21 protein-coding genes and 1 tRNA gene are annotated in these 22,639 nt (G+C 62.1%); 13 read left to right on the top strand and 9 right to left on the bottom strand.

The features are described 5' to 3' along the window. Positions 1–8 precede the first annotated feature (8 nt). Entirely contained in the window at positions 9–1,544 is a 1,536-nt protein-coding gene (locus QCE79_RS02945; RefSeq protein WP_309841733.1) for a leucyl aminopeptidase, read from the bottom strand. A gap of 197 nt (positions 1,545–1,741) precedes the next feature. On the opposite strand from QCE79_RS02945, the gene lptF reads away from it, so the two are divergent. Genes lptF through QCE79_RS02930 form a run of 3 tightly spaced genes read left to right on the top strand, consistent with a single transcriptional unit; the run spans position 1,742 to position 4,377 of the window. Beyond that, the gene (gene lptF, locus QCE79_RS02940) at positions 1,742–2,839 is read left to right on the top strand and encodes an LPS export ABC transporter permease LptF (RefSeq protein ID WP_244827253.1); all 1,098 of its coding nucleotides are present in this window, start codon (positions 1,742–1,744) and stop codon (positions 2,837–2,839) included. 4 nt (positions 2,840–2,843) lie between these two features. After that, positions 2,844–3,992 carry an LPS export ABC transporter permease LptG gene (gene lptG, locus QCE79_RS02935; protein ID WP_244827252.1) on the top strand — a complete coding sequence of 383 codons (1,149 nt, stop codon included), beginning with the start codon at positions 2,844–2,846 and terminating at the stop codon, positions 3,990–3,992. A gap of 19 nt (positions 3,993–4,011) precedes the next feature. Beyond that, positions 4,012–4,377: a CbiX/SirB N-terminal domain-containing protein gene (locus QCE79_RS02930; protein ID WP_309845146.1), complete on the top strand. Its 366-nt coding sequence runs from the start codon at positions 4,012–4,014 to the stop codon at positions 4,375–4,377. Between the two features lie 84 nt (positions 4,378–4,461). Here QCE79_RS02930 and cobA read toward each other — a convergent pair whose 3' ends face one another. The 6 genes from cobA to QCE79_RS02900 all read right to left on the bottom strand — a co-directional run bounded on the left by cobA (position 4,462) and on the right by QCE79_RS02900 (position 10,620). Next, positions 4,462–5,220 (bottom strand): uroporphyrinogen-III C-methyltransferase, encoded by a 759-nt coding sequence (cobA, locus tag QCE79_RS02925; RefSeq protein ID WP_244827973.1) that lies wholly within the window; start codon positions 5,218–5,220, stop codon positions 4,462–4,464. A 10-nt stretch (positions 5,221–5,230) separates the two neighbouring features. Beyond that, positions 5,231–6,556 (bottom strand): GTP-binding protein, encoded by a 1,326-nt coding sequence (locus QCE79_RS02920; RefSeq protein ID WP_309841726.1) that lies wholly within the window; start codon positions 6,554–6,556, stop codon positions 5,231–5,233. A gap of 26 nt (positions 6,557–6,582) precedes the next feature. Beyond that, a complete protein-coding gene (gene cysD, locus QCE79_RS02915) occupies positions 6,583–7,545 on the bottom strand; it encodes a sulfate adenylyltransferase subunit CysD (protein ID WP_244827248.1) in 963 nt (320 codons plus the stop codon). 105 nt (positions 7,546–7,650) lie between these two features. After that, entirely contained in the window at positions 7,651–8,373 is a 723-nt protein-coding gene (locus QCE79_RS02910) for a phosphoadenylyl-sulfate reductase (protein WP_309841722.1), read from the bottom strand. 3 nt (positions 8,374–8,376) lie between these two features. Then, on the bottom strand, positions 8,377–8,916 hold the full coding sequence (locus QCE79_RS02905; RefSeq protein WP_250491906.1) for a DUF934 domain-containing protein: 540 nt from the start codon (positions 8,914–8,916) through the stop codon (positions 8,377–8,379). 27 nt (positions 8,917–8,943) lie between these two features. Continuing rightward, positions 8,944–10,620, bottom strand: coding sequence for a nitrite/sulfite reductase (locus tag QCE79_RS02900; RefSeq protein WP_250463503.1), 1,677 nt, complete (start codon positions 10,618–10,620; stop codon positions 8,944–8,946). 254 nt (positions 10,621–10,874) lie between these two features. Between QCE79_RS02900 and QCE79_RS02895 the strand changes: the two genes are divergently transcribed. The 3 genes from QCE79_RS02895 (at position 10,875) to QCE79_RS02885 (ending at position 13,229) form a co-directional block, all read left to right on the top strand. After that, positions 10,875–11,816, top strand: a complete 942-nt coding sequence (locus QCE79_RS02895) for a CysB family HTH-type transcriptional regulator (protein ID WP_250463500.1) — start codon at positions 10,875–10,877, stop codon at positions 11,814–11,816. A gap of 63 nt (positions 11,817–11,879) precedes the next feature. Beyond that, positions 11,880–13,040 (top strand): ABC transporter substrate-binding protein, encoded by a 1,161-nt coding sequence (locus tag QCE79_RS02890; RefSeq protein ID WP_309841714.1) that lies wholly within the window; start codon positions 11,880–11,882, stop codon positions 13,038–13,040. Between the two features lie 104 nt (positions 13,041–13,144). Continuing rightward, positions 13,145–13,229, top strand: a tRNA-Leu gene (locus QCE79_RS02885). Between the two features lie 67 nt (positions 13,230–13,296). On the opposite strand, the gene QCE79_RS02880 is transcribed toward QCE79_RS02885, so the two are convergent. Beyond that, the gene (locus tag QCE79_RS02880; RefSeq protein WP_309841713.1) at positions 13,297–13,956 is read right to left on the bottom strand and encodes a hypothetical protein; all 660 of its coding nucleotides are present in this window, start codon (positions 13,954–13,956) and stop codon (positions 13,297–13,299) included. A 278-nt stretch (positions 13,957–14,234) separates the two neighbouring features. On the opposite strand from QCE79_RS02880, the gene QCE79_RS02875 reads away from it, so the two are divergent. The 4 genes from QCE79_RS02875 (at position 14,235) to QCE79_RS02860 (ending at position 18,574) form a co-directional block, all read left to right on the top strand. After that, positions 14,235–16,589: a hypothetical protein gene (locus QCE79_RS02875; protein WP_309841711.1), complete on the top strand. Its 2,355-nt coding sequence runs from the start codon at positions 14,235–14,237 to the stop codon at positions 16,587–16,589. Between the two features lie 71 nt (positions 16,590–16,660). Then, positions 16,661–17,377, top strand: a complete 717-nt coding sequence (locus QCE79_RS02870; RefSeq protein ID WP_309841709.1) for a 16S rRNA pseudouridine(516) synthase — start codon at positions 16,661–16,663, stop codon at positions 17,375–17,377. Between the two features lie 40 nt (positions 17,378–17,417). Then, complete coding sequence (locus tag QCE79_RS02865; protein ID WP_309841707.1) at positions 17,418–18,275, top strand: alpha/beta hydrolase; 858 nt, start codon at positions 17,418–17,420, stop codon at positions 18,273–18,275. A 122-nt stretch (positions 18,276–18,397) separates the two neighbouring features. Beyond that, positions 18,398–18,574, top strand: coding sequence for a hypothetical protein (locus tag QCE79_RS02860; RefSeq protein ID WP_244827238.1), 177 nt, complete (start codon positions 18,398–18,400; stop codon positions 18,572–18,574). Here the strand turns inward: QCE79_RS02860 and QCE79_RS02855 are convergent. Continuing rightward, on the bottom strand, positions 18,571–19,566 hold the full coding sequence (locus QCE79_RS02855) for an NAD-dependent epimerase/dehydratase family protein (RefSeq protein WP_309845144.1): 996 nt from the start codon (positions 19,564–19,566) through the stop codon (positions 18,571–18,573). The genes QCE79_RS02860 and QCE79_RS02855 overlap by 4 nt on opposite strands. 95 nt (positions 19,567–19,661) lie before the next feature. On the opposite strand from QCE79_RS02855, the gene QCE79_RS02850 reads away from it, so the two are divergent. The 3 genes from QCE79_RS02850 to QCE79_RS02840 all read left to right on the top strand — a co-directional run bounded on the left by QCE79_RS02850 (position 19,662) and on the right by QCE79_RS02840 (position 22,604). Beyond that, positions 19,662–20,693, top strand: coding sequence for a CDP-6-deoxy-delta-3,4-glucoseen reductase (locus QCE79_RS02850; protein ID WP_309841703.1), 1,032 nt, complete (start codon positions 19,662–19,664; stop codon positions 20,691–20,693). Positions 20,694–21,000: 307 nt separating this feature from the next. Then, the gene (locus tag QCE79_RS02845; protein ID WP_244827236.1) at positions 21,001–22,185 is read left to right on the top strand and encodes an acetylornithine transaminase; all 1,185 of its coding nucleotides are present in this window, start codon (positions 21,001–21,003) and stop codon (positions 22,183–22,185) included. Then, positions 22,182–22,604: a GNAT family acetyltransferase gene (locus QCE79_RS02840; RefSeq protein ID WP_244827235.1), complete on the top strand. Its 423-nt coding sequence runs from the start codon at positions 22,182–22,184 to the stop codon at positions 22,602–22,604. The genes QCE79_RS02845 and QCE79_RS02840 overlap by 4 nt, the downstream gene beginning before the upstream one ends. Positions 22,605–22,639: the final 35 nt, after the last annotated feature.

Genomic DNA, 22,639 nt, shown 5'->3' with positions numbered 1-22,639 from the left:
CCTTACGCTCACTGGCCCGCGCGATCGATCAGGAACTGCGAGAGCAGCGGCACGGGACGGCCCGTGGCGCCCTTCGCCGCGCCGCTCTTCCACGCGGTCCCGGCGATATCCAGATGCGCCCACGGATAGCTCTGCGCGAAACGCGACAGGAAGCACGCCGCCGTGATGCTGCCGCCCGGACGCCCGCCGATATTCGCGACATCCGCGAAATTCGACTTGAGCTGATCCTGATACTCGTCGTCGAGCGGCAGACGCCACGCCGGATCGACGGCTTCGCGCGAGGCATCGAGCAATTCGCCGGCGAGCGCGTCGTCTTTCGAGAACAGGCCCGTGTTGTGATGGCCGAGCGCGATGACGCAAGCGCCGGTAAGTGTCGCGATGTCGACGACGGCGGCGGGCTTGAAGCGCTCCGCGTAGGTCAGCGCGTCGCACAGAATGAGACGGCCTTCGGCGTCGGTGTTGAGCACTTCGATGGTCGTGCCGTTCATCGCGGTGACGATATCGCCCGGCTTGAGCGCGTTGCCCGCGGGCATGTTCTCGCAGGTCGGGATGACGCCGACGACGTTCAGCTTGAGCCCCATCTCGGCGACCGCGCGCAGCGTGCCGAATACCGAGCCCGCGCCGCACATGTCGTACTTCATCTCGTCCATGGAATCGCCGGGCTTGATGGAAATGCCGCCCGTATCGAACGTGATGCCCTTGCCGACCAGCACGACCGGCGCGTTCTTGCCCTTCGCCTTGCCAGACTCGGTCCCGCCTGCGCCCTGATAATGGATGACGATGAATTGCGGCGGTTCCACCGAACCCTTCGCCACCGACAGGAACGAGCCCATGTTGAGCGCTTCGATTTGCTTCTGGCCGAGCACTTCGACTTTCAGCTTCCAGTCGCGGCCGAGCTTCTTCGCGGTCTGGCCGAGATAAGTCGGCGTGCAGACATTCGGTGGCAGGTTGCCGAGATCGCGCGTGAGGTCCATGCCGTTGGCGATCGCCACGCCTTGCCTGGCTGCGGCCTTCGCGGCTTTTTCATCGGCGGGATCGACACTGAAGACGATCTTCTTGAGCGAGCGCGCGCTGTTGTCGGGCTTGCTCTTCATCTGCGTGAACTTGTAGGTCAGTTCGCGCAATGCGAGGATGGCGGCGCGCACGCCCCAGTCGCCGCTGCGTTCCTGAATGGGCAACTGCGCGAGCGTAAACGTAGCCTGGACGATCTTGGCGCCGAGAATCACGCGCCACGCGGCACGTACTGCCTCGCCATATGCTTTCTGATTGAAGGCGTCCTGCTTGCCGAGTCCGACGAGCAAGATGCGCGATGCGCCAATGCCGGTGACTTCGGGAATGAGGAGCGTGCTGCCTGCGCGGCCGTTCATGTCGCCGGCCTTCACGACGCGCGAAACGAGCCCTTTGGTGGCGACATCCATGTCGCGTGCGGCGCCTGTCAACGTCTGTGCTTCGAAGATGCCGAGCACGATCACATCTGACTTCCCGGTGAGGAAACCATTTGCCTCGCCTTTGCTCCAATCACAGGCTTTTATGCTAAAGTCCATCGCGCTTATCCTCGGATAAAATCTGGGCTGAAGGATGAAAGCCGCAATTATCCGCTATTTTTTCCGCGGCGGTCACAGGCGAAGCCCGACTGACTCGGGGAACGATTGCATTGCTACTGCATCTACTTCTTGTTGTTGCAGGGCATGTTCGTTACGCCGCATCGCCGCCGGCCTTCAGCTAAATTCAGCTAAATTCAATGATCTTCGAACGCTCCCTGCAGCGCGAACTCGCGTATACGGCCGGCGCCGTATTCATGGTGCTGCTCACGATCATGCTCACGACGATGATGATCCGTATCGTCGGCTTCGCGGCATCGGGCCAGGTCGACCCGCGCGATGTCGTCGTGTTGATCGGGCTCACCGTGATCGGCTATCTCGCGGTCATGCTGATCGTGACGCTGTTCGTTTCCATCCTCTTCGTGCTGACGCGTTGGTATCGCGACTCGGAGATGGTCGTGTGGCTTGCCTCGGGCGTGAGCCAGACGCAGCTCATCAAGCCCATCGCGGTGTTTTCCACGCCGATCATCATCCTTATCGTTTTCTTCGCGTTCGTCGGCTGGCCGTGGTCGAATCAGCAGAGCAAACTCATCAAGGCGCGCTTCCAGCAACGCGATGAAGTGTCGTTGCTCGCGCCTGGCCAGTTCCGCGAATCGCCTTCGAGTCATCGCGTGTTCTTCATCGAGAAGATGTCGCCCGATCAGTCGCAAGTGGAGAACGTGTTCGTCACGAGCACCGAAGGCGGCAAGGTCAACGTCATCGTCTCGAAGAACGGACACACGGAGACGCGTCCCGACGGCGACCGCTTCATCGTGCTGGAAAACGGACGTCGTTACGATGGCGAGCCTGGCCAGCCGAATTTCCGCATCACGGAGTTCGAGCGCTACGGTGTGAAGATAATGAGTCATCAGGTCGTCAACACGCCGACCACCACCGGCATCTCCACGCCCGACCTGCTTGCCAATCCAAGCAAGGACAACCTCGCGGAATTCGCGTGGCGCCTGGGTCTGCCGCTCATCGCCATCAACCTGATGCTGCTCGCCATTCCGCTGTCTTATCAGAACCCGCGCCGCAGCCGGACCATCAATCTCGTGATGGCCGTGCTCATCTATCTGACCTATTCGAATTTGCTGAACGTGGTCCAGTCATGGATCGAGCAGGGAAAGATGTCGTTCGGCGTGGGACTCGTGGGCCTGCATTTGCTGGTGGCGGCGCTCGTGGCGTTCATCTTCTGGCTGCGCGTGCGCAACCGGCCACTTTTCACGCTCTCGACGTTCACGCGTTCGAAGGGAGCCTGACGCAATGCGCATCTACGAACGATACTTCGCGCGCCAGATCTATCTGGCGTTCATCTTCATTTTGTTCGCGTTCTCGGGCCTGTTCTTTTTCTTCGACCTGATCAACGAACTGAACACCGTGGGGCATGGCAACTACAAGTTCACGCTCGCGATATTGCGCGTGGCCTTGCAGACGCCTTCGCGCTTCTACGAAATCATTCCGGTTGCTGCGCTCATCTCGGCCATTTATGTCTTCGCGCAGATGGCGGCGGCGTCCGAATTCACCATCTTCCGCGTGTCGGGACTCTCGACGGGCACGGCATTGCGTTCGCTCTTGAAGATCGGGATTCCGCTCGTGCTGGTGACGTATATCATCGGCGAAGTGGTTGGGCCTTACGCGGATCAGTTGTCGGAGCGCGTCCGTCTGGAGGCGCTGGGGTCGTCGGTCTCGTCGAATTTCCAGTCGGGCGTGTGGGTAAAGGACACGCTGACCGCGAAGGAGAACGGCGAGCAAGTCACGCGCTTCGTCAACGTGGGCACGTTGAACCCGGATACGACGATCGCCAACGTGCGTATCTATGAATTCGATTCGAAGTTCCGTCTTACCAATGTGCGTATAGCGCAGAGTGGCGTCTTCGAACCGCCGGGCCACTGGAAGCTGACGGGGGTAACGGACACTCAACTGGTCGATGCGCCGCTCGCGGCCATCAATCCCAACGACGCGCTCAACCCTATCTACAACGCGAAGCAAACCACGCTGCCGGAGTACTCGCTGCGTTCCGAGCTTACGCCGCAGATTCTGTCGGTGCTGCTGGTGTCACCGGATCGCATGTCGATGTTCAACCTGTTTCGCTATATCCAGCACTTGACGGAAAATCATCAGGACACGCAGCGTTACGAGATTGCGTTTTGGCGCAAGATTCTTTATCCGTTCGCGGTGTTCGTCATGCTGGTGCTGTCGCTGCCGTTCGCATATTTGCACACGCGGGCTGGCGTGGTCGGCGTGAAGGTGTTCGGCGGCATCATGATCGGGATGAGTTTTCAGCTATTCAATACGCTCTTCTCGCACATCGGGACCTTGAATACGTGGCCGGCTCCGATTACTGCGGCCGCGCCTGCCCTCGCCTATCTCGCCATTGGCTTGCTGGGGCTCAAGTGGGTCGAGCGGCACTGAGTTTCTTCGGGAGAAGATGATGGGCAAGCACGGCATCGTACTGTTCGGACACGGCGCACGCGATCCACGCTGGGCGGAGCCGTTCGAACGGCTTGCAACACGCCTGCGTGCCGGGCGCGACGAGCCGGTTGCGCTTGCGTTTCTGGAGTTGATGACGCCGGATCTGCCTTCGGCGGTGACGCAGTTGGCTGAAGAAGGTTGCGATGCCGTTACCGTGGTGCCCGTGTTCTTTGGGCAAGGCGGTCATGTGAGGCGTGACTTGCCGGCGGTAATCGAGACGTGTCGCGCGGCGCATCCCTTTGTCGCGATTCATTGCGCGACGGCGGTCGGCGAGGATGATGCGGTGCTGGATGCGGTCGCGGAGTATTGTTTGCGGCAGGTTTGAGTCGTTGTGTCTGCCCGTCATCTAGCCGAGTCACGCAAAGCATTAAACGAGTGGCGCAACCGAACGCGTTACCGACGTATCAACTCAAGCCGCCGCCTGCATCCCCTTCAGATGCACCTTCGGCTTCGCCACCGCGTCGCGATCCCGAAACGCCTCGCCTATCATCAGCAAACTCGGCTGCGATGCATCGAGCCATTCCTGCGCCTCGCCTAGCGCCATGCGCGCCAGCGTAAGCGTAAGCGTGCGCTCGCGCGGCGTGCTGCACGCCTCGACGATCGCCACCGGCGTCGAACCCGGCCGTCCCGCATCGATCAACTGTTGGGCAATGTCCGGCGCGCTGTCTCGGCCCATGTAGAACACGAGCGAATCCGCCTGCGCCTGCTCGCGGATATCGTCGCTGTCGGCGGCGCGACTATGCGTCGCCAGCGCGACACTGCGCGCGACGCCTCGCAAGGTCAGCGAGCGCTTGAGCGTCGCCGCGCTGGCGAGCGCCGCCGTGATTCCCGGTACCACTTCATAGTCGATACCCGCCGCCTCCAGCGCGCGCATCTCTTCATCCGCGCGGCCGAAAAGCATCGGATCGCCGCCCTTTAGACGCACGACGAGACCGTGTTCCAAAGCGGCATCGACGATCTGCTTGCTGATGAAATGCTGCGCCGTGGAACGCTGCCCGCAACGCTTGCCGACCGCGATCTTGCGTGCGTTCGGCGCGTAGTCGAGCATCGCAGGTTCGACGAGCGCGTCGTGCAGCACCACGTCGGCCTGTTCGAGCAAACGCATGCCGCGCACGGTGATGAGATCCGCCGCGCCCGGCCCTGCTCCGATCAGATAGACCTTACCCATTTGCATGCACTCAGGCTGAGATTGCGCGAATCATACCGGCTGCGACCGTGTGATGCGTCGCCTCGTCGATCAAGACGAACGCGCCCGTGCCCTGATGCGTCTCGTACAAGTCCGCGACGAGCGGCTTCTGCAAGGTCAACGCCACGCGGCCGATATCGTTCATGGCGAGCGTATTGCGATCGACCGAATGCGACAGCGTATGCACATCCAGCACTTCCTTCACCGCGCCGATCCGCGCGAACACGGTGTTTGTCGTCTGCTTCAACAAATACTTGCGCTGCTGCGAAAGCGGCTCTTCGTCGAACCAGCACAGATCCGCTTCGAGCTTCTTCGCGGGTTCGACCGTCTGCGCTTCGCTCTCCGCGCGCGGCACGAAGGTATCGCCACGCGAGACATCGACATCCTCGGCGAGACGAATGGTCACCGTCTGGCCGGCATACGCGCGATCCACCGGCGCAACGCCGCCCGGCACCGGCGCGATGATCTCGGCGACCGTCGCCTGGCGATTCGCCGGCAGCACGGTGATGGCGTCACCAAGACGCACTTCGCCCGCTTCGACGCGGCCCATGTAGCCGCGGAAATCGTCGGCTTGAGAGCCGTCCTGACGCGCGACCCATTGCACCGGGAAACGCAGCGCCTGATCGACGGGCTGCGCGACCGGCAGCGATTCGAGCAAGTCGAGCAGCGGCTCGCCCGCATACCACGGCATGCGCTCGCTCGCGGACACAATGTTGTCGCCCTTCAACGCCGACACCGGCACGAAGCGCACATCCGCGATTCCAAGCTGACGCGCGAGCACGACGTACGCATCGCGAATTTCGTTGAAGCGCGCTTCGCTGTACTCGACCAGATCCATCTTGTTGATGGCGACGATCACGTGCTGCAAGTCGAGCAACTTGACGATCGCGCTATGGCGCTTGGTCTGCGGCAGGAGTTGAGCGTCGCCATTGTCGAAGGTGACGCGCGTCGCGTCGACGAGAATGATCGCCGCATGCGCCGTCGATGCGCCCGTCACCATGTTGCGCGTGTACTGCTCGTGACCCGGCGTATCCGCGATGATGAACTTGCGCTTCGCGGTCGCGAAATAACGATACGCGACGTCGATGGTAATGCCCTGCTCGCGCTCGGCTTCGAGGCCGTCGGTCAGCAACGACAAGTCGATCTCATCGCCCACGGTGCGCTTGTTCTTGGCGCGCGAGATGGCGGACAACTGGTCCGACAGCACGGCTTTGCTGTCGTACAGCAGGCGGCCGATCAGCGTGCTCTTGCCGTCGTCGACACTGCCCGCCGTGATGAAGCGCAACACGCCCAGGTCTTCAGCTTGATAGATGCTCATTTCGTTCGTTCCTTGGGGGCGTGGCTTCAGAAATAACCTTGCTTCTTGCGCTGTTCCATCGCGGCTTCGGAAGCCTGATCGTCCATGCGCGTGGCGCCGCGTTCGGTGATTTCCGTCACGGCCGTTTCGGCGATGATCTTTTCGACGTCGTCGGCATCGCTCGAAACCGGGCACGTGCAGCTGATGTCGCCGACCGTCCGGAAGCGCACTTGCGCCATCTCGGCGGTTTCGCCGTCGCGCACCGGAGTGAGCGGCGTCACGGGCACGAGCAGGCCGTTGCGGCGCACGATCTCGCGCTCATGCGCGTAATAGATGGACGGCAGATCGAGTTTCTCGCGCGCAATGTATTGCCACACGTCGAGTTCGGTCCAGTTGGAGATGGGGAACACGCGCAAGTGTTCGCCCGGATGCAGACGCGCGTTATAGATGCTCCAGAGTTCCGGACGCTGCGCCTTCGGGTCCCACTGGCCGAATTCGTCGCGGAACGAAAAAATACGTTCCTTCGCACGCGCCTTCTCTTCGTCGCGGCGCGCGCCGCCGATCAGCGCCGTATAGCCGTATTGCTCGATGGTTTCGAGCAGCGTCACCGCTTGCGCGGCGTTGCGCGAATCGGTTTCGCGACGCAGACGCACGGTGCCCTTCTTGATCGAATCCTCGACGTGGCCGACGACCAGTTCCGCGCCGATTTCAGCCGCGCGCCGGTCGCGAAACTCGATCACTTCGCCGAAGTTATGGCCGGTGTCGATATGGACGAGCGGAAACGGCAGCACGGTCTTGCGGCCCGCGCCGAGACCGAATGCCTTCAGCGCCAGATGCAGCACGACGACCGAGTCCTTGCCGCCCGAGAACAGAAGCGCGGGCTTGCTGCACTCCGCGACGAGTTCGCGCAGGATGTGGATCGACTCGGCTTCGAGCCAGTCGAGATGGTCCATCCGGGTCGCCTGATTGGTAATCGGGGCGGTGACGGTAGAGTCGAGCGTGGTGCTCATATGCGTCGATCCTTTTATTGGCTGCGTCATGCGTTTGTGGCGCTTTGACGCCGCGTTCAGTGACAGTGTTCGTACCGGGCGCTTCTCTCTGAGCACCTCGATGATTCAGATAGCCGAACTCGGTGCTTCTTCGACGATCTTGATGTTCGTGATGTGCAGGCCGCATTCTTTCGTATCGCGCGATTCCCACCACCAGCGGCCGGCGCGGCTATCTTCGCCGGGGCGCACGGCGCGCGTGCATGGCTCGCAGCCTATGCTCGGATAACCGCGCGCATGCAGCGGATTCACCGGCACGTCGAAGGCCTTCAAGTAGTCCCAGACATCGCTTTCGGTCCAGTCCGCGAGCGGATTGAACTTGGCGATGCCGCGCGGCGCGTCGTGCTCTTCCTCGTAGAGTTCGGTGCGCGTCACCGACTGCTCGCGGCGCTGCCCCGTCACCCACGCCGACACATCCGACAGCGCGCGATTGAGCGGCTCCACCTTGCGGATATGGCAGCAGTTCTTGCGTAAATCAATGCTCTCGTAGAACGCGTTGAGGCCGTGATCGCGGACGTAGGCATCGACGGCATCTTGGCGCGGATGAAACTGCTCGATGTCGTAGCCATAACGCGCCTTGACCGTGTCCAGCATGCCGAGCGTTTCCTCGTGCAGACGGCCCGTGTTCAGCGAAAAGATGCCGATATTCACCTCGCGCGACAGAATGGCGTGTGTGAGCACCATGTCTTCGGCGGCGAGGCTGCTGGCTAGCTTGACGCGCTCATGGCGCGCTGCGATCGAATCGAGCAGCGCGTCGAGGCGTGCAACCTTGGCTTGCAATTCGGGAGTCATGCCTCAGGCTCCAAGCGTCGCGAGAACCGCGCTGCGACGGCGAAACAGCGGTTCGAGATCGTCGGTCGCGCCTTGATAGCGCTCCGTGAACTCGTTGAACGCGTTGAGCGCGTCATTGATGTCCTTGTCTTCGCGCACAGCGAATGCGTCGAAGCCGCAGCGCGCGTGGAACAGCAACTGATCGCGCAGCACGTCGCCGATTGCGCGCAACTCACCCGTCCACTGATAGCGCTCGCGCAGCAAGCGGCCGATGGAAAAGCCGCGGCCATCGCGGAACACTGGAAAATCGACGGCGATCACGGCGATGTCGCCGAAATCGGCGACGAGATCGGCGGGTTCGTCGTCGGGCGCGAGCCACACGCCGAGTTCGTCCTTCGAATGCGCCGCGACGAGCGCCGCACGATGCTCCTTCCACAACGCGAACGGCACGAGCAACTTGCCGGCGGGCAGCGCATCGAGTGCGGGCAGCGCGCCGTCTTCGGCGGCACGGACCACGGTGAAATCGTCATTGACGACGGAGCGGTTCTTGATAATCAAAGCCATCTGCAAAGTCCTCGGTCTCGTCGACGTTTAAGCGTGCGCCTGGCGCGATGCGTACACGCGCTCCTTGAACGGCGTCATGCCGATGCGGTTATACGTCTCGATGAAACGCTCGCCTTCCATGCGGTTGTCGACGAAGGTGTCGATCACGCTCGACACGACATCCGGCATTTCATGCGCCGAGAACGACGGGCCGATGACCTTGCCGAGATGCGCGCCGGTCGCGCCCGAGCTTTGCTCGCCGCCGAGCGTCACCTGATACCACTCCGAGCCGTCCTTATCGACGCCCAGCACGCCGATGTTGCCGACGTGGTGGTGACCGCACGCGTTGATGCAGCCCGAGATGTTGAGCGACAGGTCGCCCAGGTCGTACACGTAGTCGGCGTTGCTGAAGCGCTCTTGAATGGCTTGCGCGATGGGAATGGACTTCGCATTCGCGAGCGAGCAGAAATCGCCGCCCGGGCACGCGATGATATCGGTCAGCAAACCGACGTTCGAGGTCGCGAAACCCACCGCCTTGGCGCGTTCCCACACGGCGTACAGATCGTGCTTCCTGACGTTGGCGAGAATCAGATTCTGCTCGTGCGATACGCGAATCTCACCGAAGGAGAATTCATCGGCGATAGCGGCGACATCGTCCATCTGCTGGTCGGTGGCGTCGCCCGGCGCAATGCCGGTGGGCTTGAGCGACAGCGTGACGGACGCGTAGCCCGACACCTTATGCGGACGCACATTGCGCTCGACCCAGCGCGCGAACGGCTTGCTGTCGATCAGATGCTTTTCATACGAGGCGTCGGTATCCGGCAGCTTTTCGTAGGCAGGCGGCGCGAAGTACTGCGACACGCGTGCGACTTCTTCCGCCGTGATGGTCGAAGGGCCGTCCTTCAGATGCTGCCACTCTTCCTCGACCTGCTTCGCGAACTTCTCCGGCGACAGCGCCTTCACGAGAATCTTGATACGCGCCTTATACATATTGTCGCGGCGGCCGTAGCGGTTGTACACGCGCAGCACGGCTTCGCAATACGTAATGAGATGCTGCCAGGGCAAGTCTTCCTTGATGACCGCGCCGACGATCGGCGTGCGGCCGAGCCCGCCGCCCGCGAGAATGCTCGCGACGACTTCGCCCGCTTCGTTCTTCTTCAGATAGACGCCCAGATCGTGCACCTGCGTGGCCGCGCGATCTTCTTCCGAGCCGCACACCGCGATCTTGAACTTGCGCGGCAGCCATGCGAACTCGGGGTGGAACGTCGACCATTGACGCAGAATCTCGGCCCACGGACGCGGATCGACGAGTTCATCCGGCGCCACGCCCGCAAACTGATCCGCCGTGATGTTGCGGATGCAATTACCCGACGTCTGAATGGCGTGCATTTGCACCGATGCCAGCTTGCGCAGAATCTCGGGCGTCTCTTCCAACTCGACCCAGTTGAACTGGATGTTGGTACGCGTGGAAAAGTGGCCGTACCCACGATCGTGCTCGCGCGCGATGGTGGCGAGCATGCGCATCTGGTCGCTGCGCAGATTGCCGTACGGAATCGCGATGCGGTGCATGTAGGCGTGACGCTGCATGTACAGGCCGTTCTGCAGACGCAGCGGACGGAATTCCTCTTCGCTCAACTCGCCCGACAAGCGACGGCGAACCTGGTCGGCGTATTGCGCGACACGTTCGTCGACGATGCGCTGGTCGATCTGATCGTATTGGTACATTCGGGGCCCCAAGTTTTAGTTCGAACGCCTGCGTCCTAGGTTACGCGGCGCGTTGAGAATTCAGCCATACCATATTGATTCGTCATCGCAAGCGCCGTTCCGACGCTTAATTCATTAGCTAATGACAAAAACAGATATGGATATTGGAAAAATTGGACTGATAGTAATAAACCTGCTATATATTGCAAACGACTTAAAACTTACTTTGATATGCCCTCAGGTAATAACGAAAGGGCAAAAAACGAAGGCACTACATGAATCTGCACCAGTTCCGCTTCGTCCGCGAGGCCGTGCGGCAGAACTTCAACCTGACCGAGGCCGCAAAGGCTTTATTTACCTCGCAGCCGGGCGTGTCGAAAGCGATCATCGAGCTTGAGGATGAACTCGGCGTCGAGATTTTTACACGCCACGGAAAGCGTGTCAGATCGTTGACCGAGCCGGGGCGCATCATTCTCGCATCGGTCGAAAAGATTCTGCAGGAAGTGGAAAGCCTGAAACGCGTCGGTAAGGACTACGCGGCGCAAGATCAGGGCAATCTCGTCATTGCCGCCACGCACACTCAGGCGCGCTACTCGCTGCCCTCGGCTATCGCGGAATTCAAGAAGCGCTTTCCCAAGGTGCATCTTTCGATTCTGCAAGGCAGCCCGACGCAAGTCGCGGAAATGGTCATCCACGATCAGGCGGATGTGGCTATCGCGACGGAAGCCATCGCCAACTATAAAGAACTGATTTCGCTGCCCTGCTTCCAGTGGCAGCATCTGGCCGTCATGCCGGCCGATCATCCGCTGCTGGAACGCAAGCTTCTCACGCTCGACGATCTGGTGCAGTACCCGCTCATCACTTATGAAGCGGCGTTTGCCGGCCGCAGCAAGATCAATCAGGCGTTTGCGTTGCGCAATCTCACGCCGGATATCGTGCTCGAAGCCATCGACGCCGATGTCATCAAGACTTATGTCGAACTCGGGCTCGGCGTGGGAATCATGGCGGACATAGCGTTCAATCCGGAGCGCGACAAGCATTTGCGCGCGATGCCGGTTGGCCACTTGTTCGGCACGAACGTGACGCGGCTTGCGCTCAAACAGGGCGCGTACTTGCGCAGCTATGTGTATACGCTCGTCGAACTGTTGTCGCCGTCGATGAATCGCAAGCTGATCGAGCAGGCGCTTTCGGGCGACCACGAAAGCTACGAACTCTGATCGCCACTCGTCTTGAGTAACAGAGACGCAGAAGAACCCATTACCCTCCTGGAGAGCTTTTCGATGAAGTTGTCGATGTTCACGCGCCGGCTCATGGCCGGCGTTGCCTTGTCCGCGCTGGCCGCTGCCGCGCACGCGCAACTGAAAGTAGGCGTGGACCTGTCGAGCACGGGCCCCGCCGCGACCATCGGCATCACCAGCAAGAACGCGATGTTGATGTGGCCGAAAACCATCGCCGGGCAGAACGCGGAGTACATCATCCTCGATGACGGTTCGGACCCGGGCGTGGCCGTGCGCAACATCCGCAAGCTCATCACCGAGGATCGTGTCGATGTGATCGTCGGCCCGAACATCACGCCGGCCGCGCTCGCGGCGCTCGATCCCGTGGCGGAATACCAGACACCGATGATCACGCTGATCGGTTCGGCTTCGGTGGTCGAGCCGCAGGAAGGCAAGAAGGTCTGGGCCTTCAAGATGGCGCAGACCGACCGCGCCATGGCCGACGTGATGACGCGCTACATGGCGAATCATGGCGTGAAGACGGTCGGTTTCATCGGCTTCGCGGATAGCTACGGCGACAGCTGGTTCAACGAGTTCAACAAGTTCGCGGAGTTGCGTCACATCAAGATCGTCGCGAGCGAGCGCTTCAACCGGACCGACGCGAGCGTGACGGGGCAAATTCTCAAGCTGATGTCCGCGAAGCCCGATGCGGTGCTGATCGCGGGCGCGGGCACACCGACCGTTTTGCCGCAGCGCACGCTGGTCGAGCGCGGCTACAAGGGCGCGATCTATCAGACGCACGGCATTGCGACGCCGGAGTTCATCAAGCTGGGCGGCAAGGATGTGGAAGGCACGCTCTTCCCGACGCAGCCCGTGGTCGTCGCGCGCACGCTGCCGGCCGATCATCCTTCGAAGAAAGCGGCGCTGGCGTTCGTGAGCGCTTATGAGGAAAAGTACGGCAAGGGCACCGTGACGCAATTTGCCGGCGATGCGGCGGGCGTGTACCCGCGTTTGCAGGATGCCGTGGCGCGCGCGCTCAAGACCGCGAAACCGGGTACGAAAGGATTCCGCGTGGCTTTGCGGTCGGAACTGGAGCACGCGCATGAGCTCGTCGTGCCGAATGGCGTCGTGAACACGAGCGCGACGGATCACGTCGGGCTGGATCAGCGCGCAAGCGTGATGGGCGTGATCAAGGACGGACAGTTCACTTATTTGAGTCAGTGAAGGCGTGCTTGCGGGCGGCTTGTCGAACCGGCTTGCCCACGGCGGATTTTTGCGCCATAATCGCGGACTCGATTTGCTGCTCCTCGCGAGTGGCAATTTCGAAGGCCCAGGTGGTGAAATTGGTAGACGCAGGGGACTCAAAATCCCCCGCCGCAAGGCGTGCCGGTTCGATTCCGGCCCTGGGCACCAGAAATTCATAGAAAAGCCGCTCTTTTTAGAGCGGCTTTTTTGCGTTTGGGGCGACCGATGCGGGGCTTCAGCGCTTCATACCTTCCTCGAGTTCAGCTTTTGCACGCTCTGCCATCAGCCTCCGGCGCAACCATCGCTCGTAGTAAGGCATGGTGAAATACATACCTCCGCACACTACGACCACGATTCCATATTCCTTAAAAAACCCGATCACGAGGTCCAGAATTTTTTCAACCTCTTCCTTGTAGCGCGTCAAATGCATGGAAATTACATAGTAGGTCAAAGCTTCCCAGATGGAATTCATGTTTAGTAATGCTTTGACATCCTCACTGAATGAAGACAGTAGCAAGTATATCCACAGAAGCACCCCGCCTAGCGAGGCGAAAATTCCCAGTTTCGCAATAAAAATTACCTGTCTGAGATGCTTTCTCAACTGCCATTCAACAGCATTCTCAAGTAGTCCATCAGGCAACGCGGTCACCGCAAGATTCAAACTGATCCCCGACGCGACAAGCGAGATCGGGAAAAACTCGCTCTGATCCGACTGCCTCATCGCGACACGTAACAAGTATTCGATCACGCCCATGAAGATCGGCAGCAGAAGAACCAACTGCCGCGTCGTCGATTCGAAACCGCTGGATTTCATCGTGGTGCCCGCTCGTTTGCATTGACCGCCAATTTCGCCGATGCCGCGTGCATCGGGTAGTCGGCCAATCGGCCAGGACAAGATCGCTAATACCTGTTTTATGCGGCGCAACGCACATATTCAGACTACAAACTCCGCGTTTTCCCCTACACGATCATTACGCCTATGTGCGCAATCGCGTAGACGCGTTTCACCGGGAGTCGCAAAAATAGGCTCCCGCTCGGCATTCAGGACTCCGGCGCAGGGTGCATCGCGAGGATGCGTGCCTGCGCAGGCGACCGCTTTCGGCTTCCTTAGGAGTTCCGATGTCGTGACCCGCCCGCGCCATGTGTCGGGCCATAACTCCAATAGGGTGCGACATGAACCGACCAGAATATTCGCTCACGCTCGATTCGGTGATTTGCCGCCGCTGTAACGCCGTTTCGCGCGCAGAGGAAGAAACGTGCCCTTCTTGCGGGTCCGATCGGCAGGGCGCGATCTTCACGACGCGATCCGATCCTGTCGCGCCCATTGCATCCGCTGCGCCCGCAGCCGCCGCTGCCGCCGCGCCGATGCCGGGGCAACTCGACATCACCGATCTGCGCGATACGGGCTGGCTGACGCGTCTCGTTCGTCGCAGGATGGTGACGTCCTACCCGAGTCTTGCCGAGCCGGGCGACCTGCCGCCCGAGGCCGAGCGCAAACCGGCGAGGAAGGGACTGGCGGTGCTCATTGGCGGCGTGGTCGCGGGACTCGCCGCGGGCGGATACCTTTACGTGCAATCGGACGGAGGCGTCGTCACGGCGAACCGGCCGGTGATCAGCGCGGCTGGATCGATTGGAAATGGTGCGTCGGCGGCGCGCGGCGCGGGCGACGAGAAGCGTGCCGGACTCGACCAATCGAGAGCGGTCGCGGAACAGGCGCGCACGCTGGCATCGGCTGACGACGATGCGAAACGTGTTCGTGCAGATGACGCGCAAAGGCTTGCTAGTCGCGCGAATTCGGCCGATGCGAGTTCGCGTCGGGCACCCGATAGATCCTCTGCGGGCGGTTCCGTGGCGATTGCCGGCGTGACAGCGGGAGCGTCGGCGACACCGTCGGGCAATCGGCCTACGGCGACCGCAATGGCCGATCATCGTGCGACGAACGCCGGGCTTGGGAATTCGACGGTTGCGAAGCCCGCAATGGGAACGGAGCCGAAATCCGCTGCTCTGGCTCTGGCATCGACGAGTCAGGCTCCGCAGTCCGCGACTACGCCGGTGGTGAAAACCGCATCGATCGCCGATGCGGGTGTGTCGACGGGCCCAGTGGTATCGCAAAGCAAGCCGTCGGCGGGTGGCGGCACTGTTTCCGCGCAAACGCCGGCAGCTTCCGCGCTTGGCGCATCGCAGAACAAGGCTTTGGCGTCGAATGCGGCTGGTGCTGGTGACGCCGGTGCATCGACGGTGAAACCGGCATCGCCCGGCAATGCCACGATGGCGAGCGGCTCATCGAACAAGGCCCCCGCGAACGATGCGATCGGCACACGGGAAGCAGTCGCGGCCGGTACCGATGGCAAGAAGAATGTGAACGCAGCACAACCGGCAGCGCCTTCGCTTGCCGCTCACAGCGCGCCTGGAACGGTCGCGTCGCCTGCGACGCAGACGGCGGCGAACTCGAAGCCTGAGAATGGCTCGACGTCATCGAAGCCGGCGGCGCAGACCGTCGCGGGCGGCGCCACCCCGGCGGATGCTTCGCGGGGCAACGCGGCGGCATCGAAGACGGCATCGAACGGCATTGCATCGACGACTGCAAAGCCGGTGATGCAGACCGCGGCCGCTAGCGCCAACACGCCCGATACGTCGCGAAGCAACGCGACGACGACAACATCAGAAACAACCGCAAGCGGAAAGCCGGCGACGCAGACCGCAGCCGGCGCTGTCACCGCAGCGGATACGTCGCGAAGCAACGCGACGACATTGGCAGCTTCAAAGACCGCATCGCCAAGCGCGAAGCCGGCTGTGCAGATCGCAGTCGCCAACGCGCCCGAAGCCTCCCAACACAGCCCGGCAGCCGGAAACGCAGCGCATCCCGCCCCGACCCCTCTCGCATCGACACAAGTTGCCGCGACCGTCATCGCGCAGGACGCTTCCCGCAACCACGCGACCACGTCGGCCGCGAGCGCATCCCCCGCTCCATCACCGAAAACAGCGTCGATCGCCGCCAAACCCGCCGATACCCATCCGCCGCAAGAATCACCCGCCGTGGCCCGCAACATCGCCGCCGTCCAGCAGGCGCTCGCCAATCGCGACCTGGCTGCCGCCCGCCGCAACCTGCGCGTCCTCGCTTCAAGCCAATCGCGCAACCCGGAAGTTCAACAACTCGCAGCCGATGTCACCCGCCAGGAACGCGCCCGCGACAGCGCCGTGGCAAGCGCCCGCTCGTGCCCGTTGAACAAGGACCCGTCCTGCGCGGTCCGCAATGCCCGGCGCGCCGTGGCGCTCGATCCGCGCAACGCGCAAACGCAAGCAGTCCTGCGCCACGCGACGGCCGCGCAATACGAAGCGAACATCGCCTACTTCAGTCAAGGCGCGGCCATCCCGGCGCCCGCGGTGCCCGCGATGACCTTCGATGGCCGCTGGAGCGTGGGATCGCACCACGCGCCCGTGACGAGCCTCGCGGAAGACCGTTCCAACGCGACGCTCTTCGGCTGGGGCGTGCCGACGGTGGCGAAGGGTCGCGGCGACGCGCATTGAGCAACGGCGGGGGCAATCGCTCGCAAGCCCCCGCCGCTTGCTAGAATCGCCGCTTCAACTCCGCCTATCCGATGGACCTCGAAACCCTCCTCTTCTCCCAAGGCTTCGGGTCGCGCCGCCAATGCCGCGGACTCGTCGCCGAAGGCCGCGTATGTATCGGTGGCGATGTTTGCGCCGATCCCCACGCGCGCATTTCCCTCACGCCATCGCCCGAATTCGAAGTGGACGGGCACGCCTGGACGTATCGCGAGAAAGCCTACATCGCGCTGAACAAGCCGCCCGGCTACGAATGTTCGCGCGATCCGCAACATCACCTGAGCATCTTTCACCTGTTGCCGCCGCAGTTGATCGAGCGCGGCGTGCAGACCGTCGGCAGGCTCGATCAGGACACCACCGGCCTGCTTCTGCTCTCCGATGACGGCGCCTTCGTGCATGCCTTCACGTCGCCCAAGCGCAAGGTGCCGAAGCTGTATTTGGCGACGACGCGTCACCCCATCGACGATGCACAACTCGCGCGCCTCGTCGAAGGCGTCCTGTTGCACGGCGAGACGAAGCCGAGCGCCGCGCTCGCGGCCACGCGACGCGACGAACATCTGCTCGAACTCACCGTGCAGGAAGGCAAATACCATCAGGTGAAGCGCATGGTCGCGGCGGCCGGCAACCGGGTGGAGAAACTGCATCGCGAGCGCGTGGGCGGTTATGCTTTGCCTGAGTCCCTGGCCGAAGGCGCGTGGCGCTGGCTCGACGAGACCGATCTCGCCGCGCTGCGGGACTCACGCACGTCTTAGCATCGGCTGCGCGCCGATCACTTTCAGGGTCGACGACATCATGCAACTCGCGGCGAGACGGCGCTTCATCACTCTGGCACTGGCGGCGTGCGCTGCGGGCTTCGGTCCGTTGCGCGCGCGGGCAACGGCAGTCACGGCCGCGTCCGATGACGAAGAACTCGCCGACGGCCTGCCCTACGGCCCGACTTCGCGGCAACGGCTCGACGTCTACGCGCCCGAAGAGGCCTCGCAACATGCGCGTCCGGTGATCGTGTATTTTTACGGTGGAAGCTGGCAAGCCGGCCAGCGCGCCGATTCGCGCGGCGTGGCGGACGCGCTCGCGCAACGCGGCTTCGTCGCGGTGACGCCGGATTACCGCGTGTATCCGGAAACCGTCTTCCCTGGCTTCCTTGCCGATGCCGCCGCTTCGGTGCGCTGGGCGCGCGATCACGCGCATGAGTTTGGCGGCGACCCGGAGCGCATCTTCGTGATGGGACATTCGGCGGGCGCGCATATCGCGGCGATGCTCGCCACCGACGGCCGTTATCTGCAAGCACAAGGCATGGCGAAGGAATCGTTGCGCGGCATGATCGGGCTCGCCGGGCCGTATGTCGCCATTCCGTCCGAGCCGCACATGGGCGACATCTTTCCGGCAGCGGAGCGCGCCGAAACGCTGCCGATCGACTTCATTTCCGGCAACGAGCCGCCGATGCTTCTCGCCACCGGCACCGCCGATAACGTCGTCGATCCGCGCAACAGCGAGCGCTTCGCCGCGGCGTTGCGCGCGCACGACGATAGCGTCGAGCTCAAGCGCTATCCGGGCTACGACCACGGGCGCATCGTCGATGCCTTCACCGCGTCGGCACACGCAAATTCCCCGGTTCTGGCCGATGTCGCCGCGTTTATCGGCGCGCATTGATCCTGCAAATCGGTGTAAGCCCTGAACGCGAGGCGTTGCACCGCAGCATGCTTTCCGGCGTCCGTATTCATATACTCAAAGCACGGACACCAGAATGACTATCAAAAAAGCAGGAGGGCATCATGTTCGCCCACACCACCGTTGCGCTGATCGCGTTCGCCGCACTGAGCGTTGTTCTTATCGGGGCATTGGCCGTCGCCATGCACATGCGGCACAAGTATTCGCCGAATCTGATCGGCGCGTTGATCGGCGCGCTGATGTGCTTCATCCTGCTCGAAACCTTGCCCGCGCTTATCTAGCGGGCCGCGCGCTTGCTTGCCGTCGCGCGCAGGAAGTCGGCAACGGTCGGATAACGCAGCGCGTAACCGAGCTCGCGCTTCAGGCGCGCGTTGGCGAGTCGTCGCGATTCGCGCATGAACGAAAGCGTAACCGGTTCGAGCTGCGTCGCGGCTTCCTCGCGCGAGATGCGCGGCACGCGCGGCAGTCCGTAGGCATCGGCGACGAGATCGAAATAGTCGGCCATGCGCAGGTCCGTATCGTCGGATGCGTTGATGACTCTTTGCGGCCGCATGCGTTCGAGCGCGCGCACGAGGATGGCCGCGAGATCGTCGGCGTGAATGTGATTCGTGTAGACGTCCTCGCTCGCCAGAAGCGCCGGCATGCGCTTCTCGATGCGCGCCACGGGCAAACGATTCGCCGCATAAATTCCCGGAATCCGCACGATCGACACGTGCCAGCCGCTCGTCGCGCCTGCATGCCGCAGTTGCCGTTCCGCCGATACGCGGCGCCGGGCGCGCTCGTTCTCCGGACGCGCGGGCCGTGTTTCATCGATGTGCGCGCCGGCGCAATCGCCGTAGACGCCCGTCGTGCTTGCGTACACGAAGCGCGTGCCCGTCGCGAAAGGGGCGTCGGGTACAATGAACGACCTTCGGGCAATGCGCGAACCCGGTTGCATAGGGCCACGCGCGACGGAGCGGCGCGGTGCGCGCAACGCGGCGATGAGCGCACGCGTGCGGGTATCGGCGGCGCCATCGCGTTGCGGCGGCGCGAGATGCAAGACGGTCTTCGCAATACCGGCCAGGCGCCGCAGCGACCGGCGCGCGTCGAGGTCGCCGCCAATGGGCAGCGCGCCCGCGGCACGCAACTCGCCCGCGCGTTCAGGATGATGCGTAAGCGCGATCACGCGCGGCGCGGCGGCGCGGTTTTGCAGAAGCGGCAACGCGCGCATGCCGACATCGCCGCATCCGACGACAAGCACGCGCGAGCGGCGCAAAGTTCGAGTGGCGATCATGCCGAGCATTGTATCCGCGGCAGTCATTGTCGACGGCTTCATGGCTCGCGGCATCGCACGGAACACTCCTTCACGAGACAGCAAGAATTCGATCTATGGCTTTCAATGTAACGCTCCGGCAAAGCGGCCGGCAGTTTCAGGTGGAACCCGATGAACCGGTCCTGACGGCCGCTTTGCGCCAGGGTATCGGTCTGCCTTACGGGTGCAAGAACGGCGCGTGCGGCTCCTGCAAGGGGTCCGTTGTCCAGGGCGAAATCGAGCAGGCGCCGCATTCCTCGTCCGCGCTCTCGAACGACGAAAAAACGCGCGGCATGGCGCTCTTCTGCTGCGCGACCGCGCAGACCGATCTCACCATCGACGTGCGCGAAGTCGCGGGTGTCGGCGACGTGCAGGTGAAGAAGCTGCCCTGCCGCGTGAACGCGCTCGAACGCAAGGCCGGCGACGTCATCGAACTGAAGCTGCAACTGCCCGCCAACGAACGTCTGCAATATCTCGCGGGGCAGTACATCGAATTCATTCTGAAGGACGGCAAACGTCGCAGCTATTCGATGGCGAGCCCGCCGCATCACGAAGGCCCGCTCGAACTGCACGTGCGTCACATGCCCGGCGGCACGTTCACGGACCACGTCTTCGGCTCGATGAAGGAACGCGACATCCTGCGCTTCGAAGGTCCGCTCGGCACCTTCTTTCTGCGCGACGAATCCGACAAGCCCATCGTGCTGCTCGCGTCGGGCACGGGCTTCGCGCCGATCAAGGCGATCATCGAGCATGCGGTGTTCAAGAACCTCAATCGCCCGATGACGCTCTACTGGGGCGGCCGTCGCAAGAAAGACCTCTACATGATGGCGCTTGCCGAGCAATGGGCGCGCGAAGTGCCGAACTTCAAGTTCGTGCCGGTGCTCTCCGAACCCGACGCCGACGACGCATGGACCGGCCGCACGGGCTTCGTTCATCGTGCTGTCATCGAAGATCTGCCAGACTTGAGCGCTCATCAGGTGTACGCGTGCGGCGCGCCGGTGATGGTGGAATCGGCGCAGCGCGACTTCACGTTGCATCATCGCTTGCCGGAAGACGAGTTCTATGCGGATTCGTTCACGAGCGCGGCGGATCTCGCGCATCCGGTCTGAATCGCCAAAGGTGCCAGCCTGCGAACCTGCGCGCGGATAAAAATTCGCGCGCACGGTTTACAGGCGGGAACTTGATAACGTATCCTTCGCGAATGAACTCGATCCTGATTCACCTTCGCGCACTTCGACGTCGCCGCTCGCCGCTTCCCTAGGGATGCCGCTGGCTCGTCACGCATTTGCGCGCAAAGGTTCGGTTTGTTCAACGCGCAAGAAATGAAGCCACGGATATCCGTGGCTTTTGTTTTTTTCGGCTCGCCGTTCTTCTCGCTTCCTTTCCTTCGTCACTGCTTTCGTGGAGCCTGCTGTCATGAATTTCAATGAGTACCCCGTCGATTCGCTGATGTACATCACGAACCGCCCCGAGATCGTGTTCACGCACGGCAAAGGCTCCTGGATTTACGACAACACCGGCAAGCGATATCTCGACTTCATTCAGGGCTGGGCTGTCAATTCGCTCGGCCATTGCAACGAAGGCATGATCGAAGCACTGGAAAAGCAGGCGCGCACGCTCATCAACCCGTCGCCCGCGTTCTACAACGCGCCTATGGCGCAGCTCGCGGGTCTGCTCACCGCCAACAGTTGCTTCGACAAGGTGTTCTTCGCCAACAGCGGCGCGGAAGCCAACGAAGGCGCGATCAAGCTCGCGCGCAAGTGGGGACGCAAGTTCAAAAACGGCGCGTATGAAATCATCACGTTCGACCACAGTTTCCATGGCCGCACGCTCGCGACCATGTCGGCAAGCGGCAAGCCGGGCTGGGACACCATCTACGCACCGCAAGTGCCGGGCTTTCCGAAGGCCGATCTGAACGACATCGCATCGGTGGAAAAGCTCATCACGGAAAAGACCGTCGCCGTGATGCTCGAACCGATTCAGGGCGAAGGCGGCGTGATTCCGGCCACGCGCGAATTCATGCAGCAATTGCGCGATCTGACGAAGCAACACAACCTGCTCTTGATCGTCGATGAAGTGCAAAGCGGATGCGGCCGCGCGGGAACGCTCTTCGCTTACGAACTGTCGGGCATCGAGCCGGACATCATGACGCTCGGCAAGGGTATTGGCGGTGGCGTGCCGCTGGCAGCGCTCCTTTCGACGGCGGCAATCGAATGTTTCGAACCGGGCGATCAGGGCGGCACCTACAACGGCAATCCGTTGATGACGGCAGTGGGTTACTCGGTGATCTCGCAACTCGTCGCGCCCGGCTTTCTCGAAGGCGTGCGCGAGCGTGGCGAATACCTGAAGTCCGAGTTGTTGAAGCTGTCGGCCGAGCGCGGCTTCAGGGGCGAGCGCGGCGAAGGCTTGTTGCGCGCGCTTCTGCTCGATAGCGACAAGGGTCCGCAGATCGTCGAAAAGGCGCGTCTGTTGCAACCCGACGGCCTGCTGCTCAACGCCGCGCGTCCGAATCTGTTGCGCTTCATGCCCGCGCTGAACGTGACGAAGGACGAGATCGACCAAATGCTGAAAATGCTGCGCACCGTGCTGGATGCGCTGTGATCATCCGTACGTTCGATGCAAGCGATCGCGAAGCCGTGATCGCCCTGTGGCGCGATGTCTTCCCCGAATACGCGGATGCATCGCGGCCGCAGCGCGATCCGGCATTGTCGATCGCCAACAAGATGAGCACGCAGCCGGAGTTGTTCTTCGTCGGAACGGTCGAGGACCGCGTGGTCGGCACGGTGATGTCCGGCTACGACGGTCATCGCGGCTGGGTTTATTCGCTGGCCGTGGCGCCCGCGTTACGCCGGCGCGGCTATGGCGCAACGCTCATGCGCCATGCCGAAGAAGCGCTCGCGGCACGCGGATGCCCGAAAGTGAATCTGCAGATACTCGCGGTCAAGACCGAACTGCGCGGCTTCTATGAAAAGCTCGGGTATCGGATGGATGAAGTCGTGAGCCTCGGCAAGCGGCTATAAACGTCTCTATAACGCGGCTATAAAAAAAGCCCTTC

The organism is Caballeronia sp. LZ003 (genome assembly GCF_031451465.1).
In the GTDB taxonomy this organism is placed as follows: domain Bacteria; phylum Pseudomonadota; class Gammaproteobacteria; order Burkholderiales; family Burkholderiaceae; genus Caballeronia.
The sequence above is the reverse complement of the archived record's forward strand: the minus strand, read 5'-3'. Positions and strand labels throughout refer to the sequence as shown.

Coding starts and splice junctions, on each gene's coding strand:
- cysD (WP_244827248.1), bottom strand. CDS start 7,545: ATGAGCACCACGCTCGACTCTACCGTCACCGCCCCGATTACCAATCAG.
- QCE79_RS02870 (WP_309841709.1), top strand. CDS start 16,661: ATGGACCTCGAAACCCTCCTCTTCTCCCAAGGCTTCGGGTCGCGCCGC.
- QCE79_RS02855 (WP_309845144.1), bottom strand. CDS start 19,566: ATGATCGCCACTCGAACTTTGCGCCGCTCGCGCGTGCTTGTCGTCGGA.
- lptF (WP_244827253.1), top strand. CDS start 1,742: ATGATCTTCGAACGCTCCCTGCAGCGCGAACTCGCGTATACGGCCGGC.
- QCE79_RS02930 (WP_309845146.1), top strand. CDS start 4,012: ATGGGCAAGCACGGCATCGTACTGTTCGGACACGGCGCACGCGATCCA.
- QCE79_RS02845 (WP_244827236.1), top strand. CDS start 21,001: ATGAATTTCAATGAGTACCCCGTCGATTCGCTGATGTACATCACGAAC.
- QCE79_RS02900 (WP_250463503.1), bottom strand. CDS start 10,620: ATGTACCAATACGATCAGATCGACCAGCGCATCGTCGACGAACGTGTC.
- QCE79_RS02945 (WP_309841733.1), bottom strand. CDS start 1,544: ATGGACTTTAGCATAAAAGCCTGTGATTGGAGCAAAGGCGAGGCAAAT.
- QCE79_RS02890 (WP_309841714.1), top strand. CDS start 11,880: ATGAAGTTGTCGATGTTCACGCGCCGGCTCATGGCCGGCGTTGCCTTG.
- QCE79_RS02910 (WP_309841722.1), bottom strand. CDS start 8,373: ATGACTCCCGAATTGCAAGCCAAGGTTGCACGCCTCGACGCGCTGCTC.
- QCE79_RS02850 (WP_309841703.1), top strand. CDS start 19,662: ATGGCTTTCAATGTAACGCTCCGGCAAAGCGGCCGGCAGTTTCAGGTG.
- cobA (WP_244827973.1), bottom strand. CDS start 5,220: ATGGGTAAGGTCTATCTGATCGGAGCAGGGCCGGGCGCGGCGGATCTC.
- QCE79_RS02865 (WP_309841707.1), top strand. CDS start 17,418: ATGCAACTCGCGGCGAGACGGCGCTTCATCACTCTGGCACTGGCGGCG.
- QCE79_RS02905 (WP_250491906.1), bottom strand. CDS start 8,916: ATGGCTTTGATTATCAAGAACCGCTCCGTCGTCAATGACGATTTCACC.
- QCE79_RS02860 (WP_244827238.1), top strand. CDS start 18,398: ATGTTCGCCCACACCACCGTTGCGCTGATCGCGTTCGCCGCACTGAGC.
- QCE79_RS02875 (WP_309841711.1), top strand. CDS start 14,235: ATGAACCGACCAGAATATTCGCTCACGCTCGATTCGGTGATTTGCCGC.
- QCE79_RS02895 (WP_250463500.1), top strand. CDS start 10,875: ATGAATCTGCACCAGTTCCGCTTCGTCCGCGAGGCCGTGCGGCAGAAC.
- lptG (WP_244827252.1), top strand. CDS start 2,844: ATGCGCATCTACGAACGATACTTCGCGCGCCAGATCTATCTGGCGTTC.
- QCE79_RS02920 (WP_309841726.1), bottom strand. CDS start 6,556: ATGAGCATCTATCAAGCTGAAGACCTGGGCGTGTTGCGCTTCATCACG.